Annotated in this window: 7 protein-coding genes; 3 read left to right on the top strand and 4 right to left on the bottom strand. The window is 59.2% G+C overall.

Going from position 1 to position 13,936, the window contains the following annotated elements; genetic code table 11:
- Position 1 precedes the first annotated feature (1 nt).
- The 3 genes from carB (at position 2) to IEV53_RS01505 (ending at position 5,439) form a co-directional block, all read left to right on the top strand.
- Complete coding sequence (carB, locus tag IEV53_RS01515; RefSeq protein WP_188424911.1) at positions 2-3,256, top strand: carbamoyl-phosphate synthase large subunit; 3,255 nt, start codon at positions 2-4, stop codon at positions 3,254-3,256.
- A 442-nt stretch (positions 3,257-3,698) separates the two neighbouring features.
- Positions 3,699-4,172, top strand: coding sequence for a transcription elongation factor GreA (gene greA / locus IEV53_RS01510; protein ID WP_025841509.1), 474 nt, complete (start codon positions 3,699-3,701; stop codon positions 4,170-4,172).
- A gap of 55 nt (positions 4,173-4,227) precedes the next feature.
- A complete protein-coding gene (locus IEV53_RS01505) occupies positions 4,228-5,439 on the top strand; it encodes a threonine ammonia-lyase (protein ID WP_188424903.1) in 1,212 nt (403 codons plus the stop codon).
- 3 nt (positions 5,440-5,442) lie between these two features.
- Here IEV53_RS01505 and IEV53_RS01500 read toward each other — a convergent pair whose 3' ends face one another.
- The 4 genes from IEV53_RS01500 to IEV53_RS01485 all read right to left on the bottom strand — a co-directional run bounded on the left by IEV53_RS01500 (position 5,443) and on the right by IEV53_RS01485 (position 13,888).
- On the bottom strand, positions 5,443-6,339 hold the full coding sequence (locus IEV53_RS01500) for a hypothetical protein (protein ID WP_188424901.1): 897 nt from the start codon (positions 6,337-6,339) through the stop codon (positions 5,443-5,445).
- Positions 6,340-6,471: 132 nt separating this feature from the next.
- Complete coding sequence (locus tag IEV53_RS01495) at positions 6,472-7,485, bottom strand: CgeB family protein (RefSeq protein ID WP_188424900.1); 1,014 nt, start codon at positions 7,483-7,485, stop codon at positions 6,472-6,474.
- A gap of 59 nt (positions 7,486-7,544) precedes the next feature.
- A complete protein-coding gene (locus IEV53_RS01490) occupies positions 7,545-10,511 on the bottom strand; it encodes a glycosyltransferase (RefSeq protein ID WP_188424898.1) in 2,967 nt (988 codons plus the stop codon).
- 20 nt (positions 10,512-10,531) lie between these two features.
- Positions 10,532-13,888 carry a glycosyltransferase family protein gene (locus IEV53_RS01485; protein ID WP_188424896.1) on the bottom strand — a complete coding sequence of 1,119 codons (3,357 nt, stop codon included), beginning with the start codon at positions 13,886-13,888 and terminating at the stop codon, positions 10,532-10,534.
- Between the last annotated feature and the right edge of the window lie 48 nt (positions 13,889-13,936).

Here is a 13,936-nt window from a genome sequence, read left to right as displayed (position 1 = left end):
CATGCCGAAACGTACAGATATCTCGTCGATCCTCATCATCGGCGCCGGCCCCATCGTGATCGGTCAGGCCTGTGAATTCGACTATTCCGGCACCCAGGCCTGCAAGGCGCTGAAAGAGGAAGGCTATCGCGTCATCCTCATCAACTCCAACCCGGCCACCATCATGACCGATCCGGGTCTGGCCGATGCGACCTATGTCGAGCCGATCACCCCGGAATTCGTCGAGCGCATCATTCTCAAGGAGAAGCCCGACGCGGTTCTGCCGACGATGGGTGGCCAGACGGCGCTGAACGCCGCCATGGCGCTCGACAAGTCGGGCTTCCTCAAGAAGCATAATGTCGAACTGATCGGCGCCAATGCCGAAGTCATCGACCGTGCGGAAGACCGTCAGAAATTCCGCGAGGCCATGGACGAGATCGGCGTGGAATCCCCGCGCAGCACCATCGCCCACACGCTGGAAGAAGCCCGTGCGGCGCTGGAATCGGTCGGCCTGCCCGCCATCATCCGCCCCTCCTTCACCATGGGCGGCGCCGGTGGCGGCATTGCCTATAACCGTGAGGAATTCGACCAGATCGTGGCTGGCGGTCTCGATGCCTCCCCCACCACCGAGGTTCTCATCGAGGAATCCGTGCTGGGCTGGAAGGAATTCGAGATGGAAGTCGTCCGCGACAAGGCGGATAACTGCATCATCGTCTGTTCCATCGAGAATATCGATCCGATGGGCGTGCATACAGGTGACTCCATTACCGTCGCCCCTGCACTCACCCTGACCGACAAGGAATTCCAGAAGCTTCGCGACATCTCGATCGCCTGTCTGCGCAAGATCGGTGTCGAGACCGGCGGGTCGAACGTGCAGTTCGGCATCAACCCCGATGATGGCCGTATTGTCGTCATCGAGATGAACCCGCGCGTCTCACGCTCTTCGGCACTTGCCTCCAAGGCGACGGGCTTCCCCATCGCCAAGATCGCGGCAAAGCTGGCCGTGGGCTACACGCTGGACGAGCTCGCCAACGACATTACCGGCACGACGCCTGCCAGCTTCGAGCCGACCATCGATTATGTCGTGGTGAAGATTCCGCGCTTCACCTTCGAGAAATTCCCCGGCGCCCCTGCCCTGCTCTCGACCTCGATGAAGTCGGTGGGTGAGGCCATGTCGGTCGGTCGCTCCTTCGCCGAAGCGCTGCAGAAGGGTCTGCGTTCGATGGAGACGGGGCTGACAGGCCTCGATCCCGTCGAGGCCCCGGGCGACGGCTCGCTCGATGCCTATCGCGCCGCACTCTCCGAGCCGCGCCCAGAGCGTATTCTCATGGCTGCCCAGGCCATGCGCGCCGGGCTGTCTCTTGAAGACATCAACGCAGCCTGCCGCTTCGAGCCCTGGTTCCTGCGTCAGCTGCACGATATCATCGTTACTGAAAACGAGATCGCGGCCAACGGCCTGCCCAGGGATGCCCGCAATCTGCGCCGCATCAAGGCGCAGGGCTTCTCCGACCGCCAGCTTGCCCGCCTGACGGGCCAGAGCGTCGAGGATGTGGCCGCGTTCCGTCTCAAGCTCGCCGTGACCCCTGCCTATAAGCGCATCGACACCTGCGCGGGCGAGTTCGCTTCTGACACACCCTATCTCTATTCGACCTATGAGGGCGGGTTCGGCGTGCCGGAATGCGAAAGCCGTCCGACCGACCGCAAGAAGATCATCATTCTCGGCGGTGGCCCGAACCGTATCGGGCAGGGTATCGAGTTTGACTATTGCTGTGTGCATGCCGCCTATGCACTGCGTGAGGCCGGGTTCGAGACCATCATGGTCAACTGCAACCCAGAGACTGTCTCGACCGACTACGACACCTCGGACCGTCTCTATTTCGAACCGCTGACCGATGAGGATGTAATCTCTCTCATCCGGACCGAGCAGGCTGGCGGCGAAATTCTGGGCTGCATCGTGCAATATGGTGGCCAGACCCCACTGAAGCTGTCCCGTGCGCTGGAGGCCGCTGGCATTCCGCTGCTCGGCACCCCGGCTGACGCCATTGACCGTGCAGAAGACCGCGAGCGTTTCCAGGCACTCCTGCGCAAGCTCGGCCTGCGTCAGCCCGAAAACGGCATTGCCCGCACACCGGGTGAAGCCGAAGCCGTGGCCGAGAAGGTTGGCTACCCGGTCGTGGTTCGTCCGTCCTATGTGCTGGGCGGCCGCGCGATGGAAATCGTCTATGATCCGGCAGGGCTGCAGCGCTATCTGCGCAATACGCTCGTTCTGGCCGGTGCTGAGGTCTCTTCCGGCCCGATCCTGCTCGACCGCTATCTGAATGACGCCATCGAAGCCGATGTGGACTGCATCTGCGACGGTCAGGACGTGTATGTGGCGGGCGTGATGGAGCATATCGAGGAAGCCGGCATCCATTCCGGTGACTCTGCCTGCTCGCTGCCGCCCTATACCTTGTCACCCGCCATCGTGACCGAGCTGAAGGCCCAGACCGAGGCCATGGCGCGTGAGTTGGGCATTGTCGGCCTGATGAACGTGCAATACGCCATCAAGGACCACGAGGTTTTCGTGCTCGAGGTGAACCCGCGCGCCTCGCGCACGGTTCCCTTCGTTGCCAAGGCGACCGGCGTACCGGTGGCCAAGATCGGCGCCTGCGTGATGGCAGGCGCCAAGCTTTCGAGCTTCAAGCTCGATGGCGATGCCATTGCGCCGCATGTGGCGGTGAAGGAAGCTGTTTTCCCGTTCCATCGCTTTGCCGATACTGACACCATCCTCGGGCCGGAAATGCGCTCGACGGGTGAAGTCATCGGGCTCGACAGCAGCTTCGAGCGCGCCTTTGCCAAGTCGCAGCTTGCTGCCGGCGTGGTGCTGCCCCAGTCGGGCGCCGTGCTGCTTTCGGTGCGCGATGGTCACAAGACCCAGGTCCAGGCGCTCGGTCGCAAGCTGATCGAAATGGGCTTCAGCATTCTTGCCACACGCGGCACGGCAGCCCGCCTTGAAGAGGCAGGCATTCCCGTCAAGCGCGTGAACAAGGTGCTCGAAGGCCGTCCGAACTGCGTGGATGCCATACGCTCTGGTGATGTTCAGCTTGTCATCAACACGGCGCAGGGTGCGCAGGCCGTGCGCGACAGCTTCGATATCCGTCGCTCCTCCCTGCTCGGAGGCGTTCCGCATTTCACGACTCTCGCGGGTGCCCGTGCGGCTATCTACGCCATCTCTGCCATCAAGGATGGCGGGCTGGACGTTGCGCCGCTTCAGTCATACTTCAAGCGGGAATTCTGAAAGCAGCGGGGCTCGCCCCCGCTTTCCGTGGAAGCCGGTTACCCCTGCAACCCTCTCGAAAGGATTGTCAGGGGGCCGGCTTCTGCCGTTTTGAAGGGTAGGCACAAGGCGCTTTCCCTCAGGCCTCTTTCCGAATCCATGCCTTTGCATGACGAAAAGAAGTCCGCTCCTCATTTCCGCATGCGGTCAAACGAAGCGAACCTTTCCGCCCTTGCGTTTCAGGACGACACCCTGCGCGCTATCGGTAATCGCCGATCAACTCTGCATAAAACCGGGGCAGAACCCTCGGCTTGCCTTGAACTTGCCCCCCGGAAGACCTAGCTTAGATGATCAATTTGCGGGCTGGGATTGTCTCATGCCCGGTTATGCCCCGTGCAGGGCCTCGGGACGCTGTGTTCCAGAGGCTTTGCGCGTGGGCTGAACTCGTTTTGGGGAATGCGCTGTGCAGAAGATTCCGATGACCGGTGAAGGTTTGACCCGTCTAGAAGATGAACTGCGTCGGCTGAAGAGCGAAGACCGCCCGGCTGTCATCCGCGCCATCGCGGAAGCCCGCGCACATGGCGATCTGTCCGAAAACGCCGAATATCACGCGGCGCGCGATCGTCAGTCGTTCATCGAAGGGCGCGTTCTCGAGCTTGAGGAGATCATCTCCACCGCCGAGGTCATCGACCCCTCGCAGCTCTCGGGCGATATGGTGAAGTTCGGTGCGCATATCGAGCTGGTGGATGAAGAAACCGACAAGGAAAGCGGCTACCAGATCGTCGGCATGCACGAAGCCGATATCAAGCTGGGGCGCCTTTCCGTTTCCTCGCCGCTCGCCAAGGCGCTGATCGGCAAGTCCGTCGGTGACAGCGTTACCGTGCCTACGCCGGGAGGCGACAAGAGCTACGAAATCCTGACTGTCACCTACAAGTAAATCGCGTCCTGAAACCGGGCGGGCCGACAAGGCCCGCTAACACGAAAAGAAGAACGTGTCCGAAGTTCATTCTCTTACCTTCGCCGATATCCTTGCCGCTCATGAGCGGATTGCGCCGCATATCGTTCGCACGCCAAGCATTCGATGCGCCGCACTCTCGAAAATGACGGGTGCGGATATCTGGCTGAAGCTGGAGAATCTCCAGGCCGTTGCCTCGTTCAAGGAGCGCGGTGCTGCCAACAAGCTGGCGCTGCTGAGTGAAGAAGAGAAAAAGCGTGGCGTGATTGCGGTCTCGGCAGGCAATCACTCGCAGGGTGTTGCCCGTCATGCCAGTCTGCTTGGCATCGACGCCACAATCGTCATGCCGCGCCACACACCGTCTGCCAAGGTAGAGCGCACACGCGGCTGGGGCGCCCGCGTGGTGACCGAGGGAGAGGATTTCGCCGAGGCCTCGAAGGTTGCCGAAGTGCTGCGCGAGCAGGAAGGCCTGGTTCTGGTCCATCCGTTCAACGATGTCGCCGTTATGGCGGGGCAAGGCACTTTTGCCGTTGAACTGATCGAAGACAGCCCTGCGCTGGATATTCTGGTTCTTCCTATCGGCGGCGGCGGGTTGATCAGTGGCTCCGCCATTGCCGCGGCAGCACTCAGCCCCACGACCAGGATCATCGGTGTTCAGGTCGAGAGTCACGCCTCGCTTTCTGCCTTCCCTGAGGCTGCCGTGGCGGCACGAGGAGGCTCGACCATTGCCGAGGGCATTGCCGTGATGCAGATAGGCAATCAGTGTCTGGAGGCTGTAAGCCCGCTTCTGGACCGTGTTCTGGTCGTGACGGAGCTTCAGGTGGAGTCCGCCATCGCGCATCTGGCAGAGCAGGCCAAGCAGGTCTCGGAGGGCGCCGGCGCCGCGGCGCTGGCCGCTGTCATGGCCTATCCTGAAATCTTTGCTGGCAAGCGTGTGGCGCTGCCGATCACAGGCGGGAATATCGGCACGCGGATTTTCGCCAATACGCTGCTGCGCGCCCTACGCCGGGATGGACGGCTCCTGTCCCTCACCCTGCAGATCCCCGATCGCCCGGGCGTTCTGGCAGATATCTCGACGCGTATCGGCAATGCTGGCGGCAACATTATCGAAGTCTCCCATCAGCGCCTTTTTGCAGCGCCTTCGGTCCAGACTGCCGAACTCGAAATCATGATCGAGGCACGCGACGGAGCCCATGCCGATGAAATTGAAGCTGATCTGCGCAGCCATTATCACCTGACACGCGGCTGACCCTCAGCGCGAGCGGCTCGCAGCTGGAAAATTATCGGCCATCCAGTCGACGGCGTCCGATCGGCTGTACCCCTCGGGCAAGGCGTAGAGAGCCCTCAGCAGGGATTTGTCATAGGGTGTCATGGGCCCGGTCGGGCCTTGCAGAACAGGCAGTTCGGTAAAACGCAGCAGACTCGATCCATCATAACCTGTCCACAGATGGGGCCCGGCAAAAGCGACGACAGACAGCAATTCATTCAGCATGCCCCAGGGCTCGTTATTCAGCCGGTTGATATCGACAATAATCAGAACGATCTGGATATCCCGTCGTGTCTGTTCATTGGAGAGAAAAGAGGCGTAACCCTGCGTGGCGTAGATATTTCCTACGGAACCGGGCATGACGAGCGGCGGCGCATCATCAGCAATACGCATGGCCGAGGAGGTCAGCCAGCGTACAGCTCGTGGTCTGAGAAATTCGCGGAGTTCGTCTGGCGTCGCCCTGACCTTGTTTTCATGGAAGACATTTGAGGTGTCGAGACCGACAAAAAGAGTCGGGTTGAGCTGCTCGATCTTTGCTGCGAGCGCGTCGGACTGATCGGTGAAGAAAACGAATAGCCGAGGGTCTTTGCAGTTCCTGCTGACCTGCAACCCCAAGCTTTTGCCAACCGACTGCAAATGGTCAAAAACCGTCGAGGCGAACTGATCCTGAATGCCGTGAATATCCACGCAGACACCTCCGTGCCAGCGCGGCATGGTGTCGAACTGACGTTCACCCAGTTCAGCATCGATATGGTGCTCAAGCGCATCACGGCTCAGGCCATGAACCGTGTAGTTTTCCTGCGCCAGGGTTTGAGGCGCACCGAAACACAGAGTCACAACGGCCGCCACGCCGACAAACAAACGGCTCACCAGTCGCGTCATGTCGCCCCTCCTCGGACACAAAGGTCAACGTTACTGCGCAGTTACGAATGTCGGATGTGAATTATTTGAAATCATCGCTTCATTCCTGTCGGCAGGAAATCTTTGCCGACAGAAACGAAACGGCCTCGAGGTTCAGCCCTCGAGGAAACCTTCACTCTTGAGCACCTCGATAGCGGCACGGATACGATGCCCGTAGGTATGCTCGTTCATGGTGCGTGCCTGTGCGCGACGGGCCATTTCGATGCAAAGCGCCGTATCATCGATATAGCGCGCGACGATGCGATCGAAATCGATCTTGTTGGAGAAGGTCGGGATTTCCTCCGCCGTGAAATAGCTACGCAGTTCGTAGGTGTCTTCATGGAAGACCTGAAACGCTCCGGCCGCTGCGGCCTCGAATGTACGCGGACCAGGCGTCGAAGGGGCGATCATGAAACGCTTGTTTTCGAAATGCAGCGAGCGTCCCAGATTCAGCACCAGCTTCGAACGGCGATACAATTCGATGAGCTGTGCCTTTTCGATGCGGGCATCCGAAAAGCCGATGCCGAATTCGCCCCAGCCCGGACCGATGATCTTGACGTTAAGATTACGCAGAGTCGGCATCAGGTTGCGCACGATATCCTTGCGGCTCGTGAACGCCACACCACAGAAAAGCACGTCGATGGATTTCTCCACCTCGGCCTCCAGCGGCGCATAGTGCAGCTTGCGGCTTGCCGCGAGAGGCAGATGAAAGACCCGGTCGCGCTGATAGAAATTGTGACCCCAGCGGTCGCAGGAGAAGATCACATCGAAATCATCGGTGATGCGGTAATTCGCATCCTGCTCATAAGGATCTTCTGTCGCCCAGAAGACGGTAATGGCACCGATCTTCTTGGCTTCGCGGCAGACCTCACCGAAATAGGTGCTTTCGGGCAGATACGATCCGATTGCGAAAACGATGGTCGGCTTCAGACGCTCGATCGATGCCGCCGCGCCGCTGATATGCACGGCAATGACATTTTCTTCGCCAAAGCATTCTGCCCAGCCATCCATGATCGACTCACGGATCTGGGCATTGGCCTGTGACTCGTAGCGACCGCCGCTACAGACGAGCACGCGCTGCGTGGTGCCAGCGGCTCGGGATTTTGCATTCTTCTTTGCTGCTGACATGATCTTTCAATCCGTTTCACGTTCCAATCGACCGACCCAGAGGCCTGCCGACCTTGATATCAGATATGGCCGCCGGGATGGGCCACGCTCTTATCAATGATTTCGCCCAGCGTTGCCTTGAACCGTGCGGGATCACAATCACGCTCGACAGCGCGCAGGCCTCCCGAGCGGATCATGGTCCATTTTTCTTCGTTTTCGTAAGTCTCTGCCATCGCCAGCGCAAAAGCGATGGGATCTTCAGCTGAGGCGCTGACCAGGTCATGCCCATCTACCCAGCCCATCTGACGGGCGAGCAAACGGGTAGCAATCACAGGCAAGCCATACGAAGCCGCCTCATGCACCTTGTATGGCAGCCCACCGGCGTAACGCGTCGGGGCTACGAACAGGCGGTGTGTCGCATAAAGCGCCGTGAGGTCATCAACCGGACCGAGCCAGTTCACGCGTTTCGAGGCACGAAGGGCCGACACATCCACCGACGGATGGGCGAAGCCTGCGACGGTCAGTTTCACGTCTTCAGGCAGGTGTTCATCAAGCTCAGGCAATACGTCATGGATGAGCCAGAAGAGACTGTCGAAATTAGGGGCGTCCTCGTCATGCAACGCGCCCACAAACAGGAAATCACGCCGCTCGGCAAACGACGCTTCTCCGGCACGCAGTGGCAGGCAATGCCCGAGAATGGATACATTCTCATAGCCAGCATCCCGAACAAGGGCTGCGTCATGCTTCGAGACGACAACGATCTGCTGGCAGTAATGTGCCGACTCCAGCTCGGTCGCGACCATCTCTTCCACGGGCGCGAGCTTTTCGGCCGGAGGATGAAACCGGGCCTTCTCTATGGTTCTCGGTGCGGCGATGACCTCCGTATCGAGAATGACGCTGCCCACCGGCAGGTGCCGGCTCTGCTCGGTCAGCACCGGCAGCAGCCGGGTCAGATTATGCGTCCGTCCAATCCAGATGAGATCGTAATATCCGGCGCGCTCCTCAATGAACGGATCGAGGCCCGAAAGGTCGCTCCCGGCCATCAACTCCACATCGTCGGGGAAATCTGCAGCAAGATCCGCATGGCTGGCTGCGCGCGGCAGAACCGGGAAAACCGTTACCTGCAAGCCCAGCTGACTCATTGCCCAGACGAGATCATTCGAGCGGACATAGCCCGAACCGAGCGAACGCAGGGGAATACGATCTTCGATAAACAATACCTTACGGCGTGCGCTGCGCTGCGACCGTGCCAGAACCGCATTACGAACATGCGCCGGAAACTGCTTGCGCAGATATTCCTGATGCTGCCGACCGAAAACGCGATGATTGATGGCAATCTGCGCCTGCGAACCCACAGTGCCGGAACTACCAAACTCGAGATGTTCGACCATCACGGTCGGGTCATAGACGATGCGCTTACCTGCACGGATCATGCGTAGGCAGAAATCCGTATCTTCGAAATAAGCCGGACGATACAACGGGTCGAAACCGCCGAGCGCACGCGCCATGGCGCTGCGCACAAGCAGAAATGCGGCCGAGCAGTAATCGACATCACGCGCGAAGCTGGCTTCGGGAATATTCGGGTTGTCCTGACGGCGATATCCGTAGGTCGCGCCATCGCGCCAGATGATCGACCCGGCTTCCTGTAGCCACATATTACTGCGGATCAGCTTGGCACCGACGGCTGCGATATCTTCCGACTGATAGAGACGCGCCAGCGCATTGCGCAGGGCATTCGGATAAAGACGCAAATCGTTGTTCAGATAAAGCAGAGCGGGCGCACGCACATGGCTGAGCGCTTCGTTACACCCATCGAGATAGCCGATATTATAGCGAAAGCGCAGTACCTGCGCGCCACGCACGACATGCTCGATCCGGGAGGTCTCATCGCTCGAGGCCGAATCAACGAGGATTAGCTGGATTGCACCGGGGTAATTGGCACGAAGCGAAGCCAGGGCCTGGATCGACAAGGCATATTTGTCATGGAGAACCATGATGACCGAAAGCTCAGGCACGCCCTCGTAGCTGAAATCAGGGCCTTTTCGACCGATGATCTTCTGCTGTAGCGATGCCTCCGCCTGAAAATAGCGCCGTGTCTGGTTTTCATCCGCCGGAGGCAGATCGACGCTCTCGCCGTAGCGCGTCCGCAGCGCAATCCAGCAGGCGTAAAGACTGTCATAAAGCCCTGCCTTGATGAGGGCACCGATTTCCGGACGCGCTCCAAAGGGCTTCAAGGCGACGCCTTCCGCCGGGCTGCGTCCCTCTTCTGCCCCGAAGCGTACGAAATGATCATACGCGTTCCGGAAACTGCCGCTTTCGATGCTGGGCAGCACGTCACCATGAACGCGCGCATAGTAACCCTCGTCGAAAAACTGCTGAGGATTGAAATGACGTGGCGTCTGATTGGTCAGATAGTGATGCAAAACAGAGTGGTAACGCCCCGCCTCGATCTCGCGCATCACATCAGGATAGGTCTCGCGATACCAGATCGGATCGAAATACCAGGAAAGACGGCCCTGATCGGCGAGAGACGGTACGCGTTCGGTGACGGCATGAAACGCGCCTTTTCCCGCACTCGTCTCAAGTTGGGACTGCTCTGCAAGTGTCGCAAAACAGGAGGGGTCGAGAAACCAGTGCCCGGCCAGCCCTTGTGCATCGCCCGTTTCGAGAAAATGATCATACCCGTTAAGATATAAACCATCTGCAATAACGTCAGACACAAGCGCCCCCTGACGAGCGCGGTAGTAGCTTTCGGAAAAGAGCCAGTGAGGGGCGTGGGTGGCGTAGCCCTTCGCGCAATAATGATCGAAACCCGAGCTCAGCTCGCCACGGCAGATTTCGGCGTAGAGCTCCGGGTAGGCCTGTCGGTACCAGGTCTCGTCGAAATACCTGTTGGGTGAAAATCCAAACGACTTGCCTATGGCCTCATAATGGTCGGCCGCATCACGACACTCGCTGGCGGTGATTTCATCAGCCGCTTGCGGGTATTGCGCGAGGTACCATTCCTCATCGACGATCTGCCATCGGGGCTTGCGCTCGCTGGTCATGGAGGCGTCTCGTGCGCGACTCAGCCAGCCAACGCCGGAGCAAGACTTGCTTCGATCGCCCGATTGACATGATCCACGATAGCCTCGGTTACTTCTGCCTGCGTGACTGAGGCGATGATACCGTTCGAGACGGTTACCACCACATCGAGCGGCTTGACCCCTATCTGCTCACCCACCGTATTGACGAGGCACAGCCTGTAGGCGCCATCCATATCGCTCGCATAGCCAGAGGCGATCGACAGCCATCCCTCGAACCCGACGCAGAGCGGCGCATCCGGGAAAATGGTCTTCACATCGTGACGCAGGAAACGGTTGAGAGCGAAGAAGAATGCCTCATTGGTCGTGCCCCCGACGAGCGCCACCGACATCGTCCCAGCACGCTCGAGCTGACGCAGGAAGCCCCAGCCACGGATGAACAGATTGCCGTCATCGGTCAGAAGCGGCGCCGGATCGCCGATCAGCCCGCTCAGAGAATCGATATAATGCTGGAAGTCGTTTTCAGCGCGATGATACTGCGCATGACGATGCAGGCGACTCAGCTTGATGCCACGCAGATGACCGTCAGCATGCGAGATACGATCGAAATCGCGCATGATCTGGTCATTAGAGGGACGCTCGACCTGAATCTCGTTGATCTTGCCATCCTTGACCGTGATCTCGACCGAGGTGACCATGAACGCACCTGCGCCATTGACGACGTTGATCAGGCCAACGCGGAACGTGCCCTCACACCACTTGCCACGCAGCGCTGCCTGACCGGCAAAACCGGAACGACGGGGGGCATTGGGGTAAATGGACACAACGTCGCCACGCGCTTCGCGAATGCAGGGCAGGAATACGAGAGGTGACGTATCGTCGCCGATCAGCACGGCATACATCGACCCTGCAGAACTGACACCGGGCAGAACGTGCCAGCCACGAATATGGAACTCGTAGGCGCCAGCAAAATCCTCCGGCTCGTTTTCGGCAAGAACGAAGTGGCAGACATCGTCGATGTAATATTCGGCACCTTGGATCGAGAACCAGTCGGAAACAGGCTCAGGCATCTCGACAGAGAGGTCGCGAATGGTCGGCGGATCAAAGATGTGGCGCGGCGGGGCCTGATGGCGCCACGACGCATGCGGAAGCAGATGGACCTGCCCGGCATCGATCTGCATTTCGGCCGTGCCGAGCTCACGAACCGGGGCAGCCTCACGATAGACCTCCCTCATGTCATTCGCGTAGGTCTCGGCCTGCGTCCAGAGTGCAGGGGAAATATTGCCCATGATCGAACGACGAATGACTTCTGACGAGCGCAGCAATTCGAGGCGTTCAAGCACCATATTGGCGCGACCGATCGGCACCTTGAAGCCATTGACGCCATCTTCCACTCGGTCGCCAAGAGCGCCGACATCGGTCACGATGGGGATGAGGCCATTCTGCCAGGCTTCTGACAGCGAGATGCAATAGGTTTCGGGCCAGATAGACAGGTTGAGCGCGACATCGGCAACCTGAAGAGCGGCGATATCACCAGCCGTATAACGACCATAGACCTTCACATTCGGGCGCGGCTTGCCATTGATGACAGCATCATATTCGGGGTGAATATAGCCGAAGATATGGAATTCGAAGTGATCGGGATGCGCGATCTCGATCAGGTTCAGAATGGTGTCCGCCCCCTTGGTGCGCAGGAAGTTACCCACGATCGCGACCTTGAGCGGGCGCTCGCCAAGCGGTTCATAAGCCTTGGGCACGATCGGGATCGTGTTTTCGGGTGACGGAATACCAAGCGTCAGGCTGCGCTTCTGGTCAAGGATCGGATAGATCTCATGTGTCAGATTGCGCGAATGCTTGGTCCCGAACAGGATCAGATCGACCGAGTGCAGCATCTTGGCGATGAAGGCACGACGGGTCTGCTCACCGCCATATTCGATGTTTTCTGCGACCTTCAGGATGATATCGCTCGCAACGACCGATTTCACCTCGTCTTCAATATAACGCAGATCCTGGTTGAGCAGGTTGTAGCGGGACGAGATCAGCCAGAAATCATGCGCCGAGAAGACCACACCGGCGCCGCAGGCCTTGGCAATGATCGGCAGCGACAGGGCGTGATGGCCGAGATGCTGGAAATGGACAATATCGAAATTGTACTGGCTGATCGCATTGGAGAAGGCCATTTCTTCCGGCCCGTCACACATAGCATCCATCCAGCCCACTTCAGGCACGTCGTAACGCTCGACTTCCTGCCCGTTGGCTGTGGTCAGACGGCAATGTGTGCCACGACGCAACCAGTAGAAAAATTCTATCTCACGGCCGAGCATGGAGCAGAGTGTCTGCTGATAGACCTCGACACCACCCCAGGCCGCTTCATGAATGGTCGAGTGGGTGCACATCAGCACGCGAAGGCGACGACGGCGGGGCGCCAGCTCAATACCGGGCACGGTACGACCGAAATTCGCGCCGGTGATCTCGGCCATTCTGCGGAGGCGATGCTCGTAGAGATGCCCTTCCAGAACCGAGTTCTGGCCGGAAAGCGCCATGTTGCGACGCAGGGTGCGGTCATTGAGCAGAGCCGCCACGGCGCTCACCACGCCATCGACATCACGCGCAAGGAACGTGCCTTCGATCTCGGCAAAGTATTTCGTGTCCATGCTCTCAGGGGCTTCGACCACCTGAGCCGCACCGGCAAGAGCCAGTTCGTAGAAACGAGGCCCCGGGGCCGTCGCCTGACTGACATCGCCATGGCTCGCATAGTCGCGGAACATGGTCAGCGTCACGGCGCTGGCATTCGCGAAATCGATAAAGGCCTCATGGCTGACCGGACGCTGGATTGCCAGCTCGGCCAGATCGGCAGGCAGCGGCGGAAGATATTCGTTGCCGGGGCAGATGAGCTTGAGACGGGCCTTCGGAAAAGCCGCAATGATGCGACGCAGCGTCTCGACGCGATTTGGCCACATCGTGCCCGCGAAGAAGATATCGTAATCGAGGGCTTCGCCGTCTTTCACCTCACGCTGGTGAATGGTCCGGCTGGCACCGAGCGGCAGATAATGCCCCTTGCCGCGGTAGTGATCCGCGCAGGAAGGGTCATTCGTGAAAACGAAATCGAAGAGATTTGAATTCTCGACATTGAAGTCCCGCATGAAGGGATCTTCGAACGTCCAGAGAATCATGGTCTTAAAGGCCGGGCGGATACGCCGCATCAGCTGAGTATTGATCCGCTGACCATCAATACAGATCAGCGTGTCATGTTCACCCGAAGCTGCTGCCTGCGCCAGCGTCATGTTATCGGCCAGCAGAACCTGATCGGCGCCAAAAAGGGCGCGGGCTGCGCGCTCAACCGCGAGGGTCAGATAGGAGTTGGGATTATGGGTGTAGTTAGTATTGTAGATAACAGCCATGAAGCCCCCGCCACCGCATCCTCGCAACAAGTGGGGCAATTCCCTCTT

It is taken from the genome of Asaia siamensis, assembly GCF_014635085.1.
Taxonomy (GTDB): Bacteria; Pseudomonadota; Alphaproteobacteria; order Acetobacterales; family Acetobacteraceae; genus Asaia; species Asaia siamensis.
This window is presented reverse-complemented; position numbering and strand designations above follow the sequence as displayed.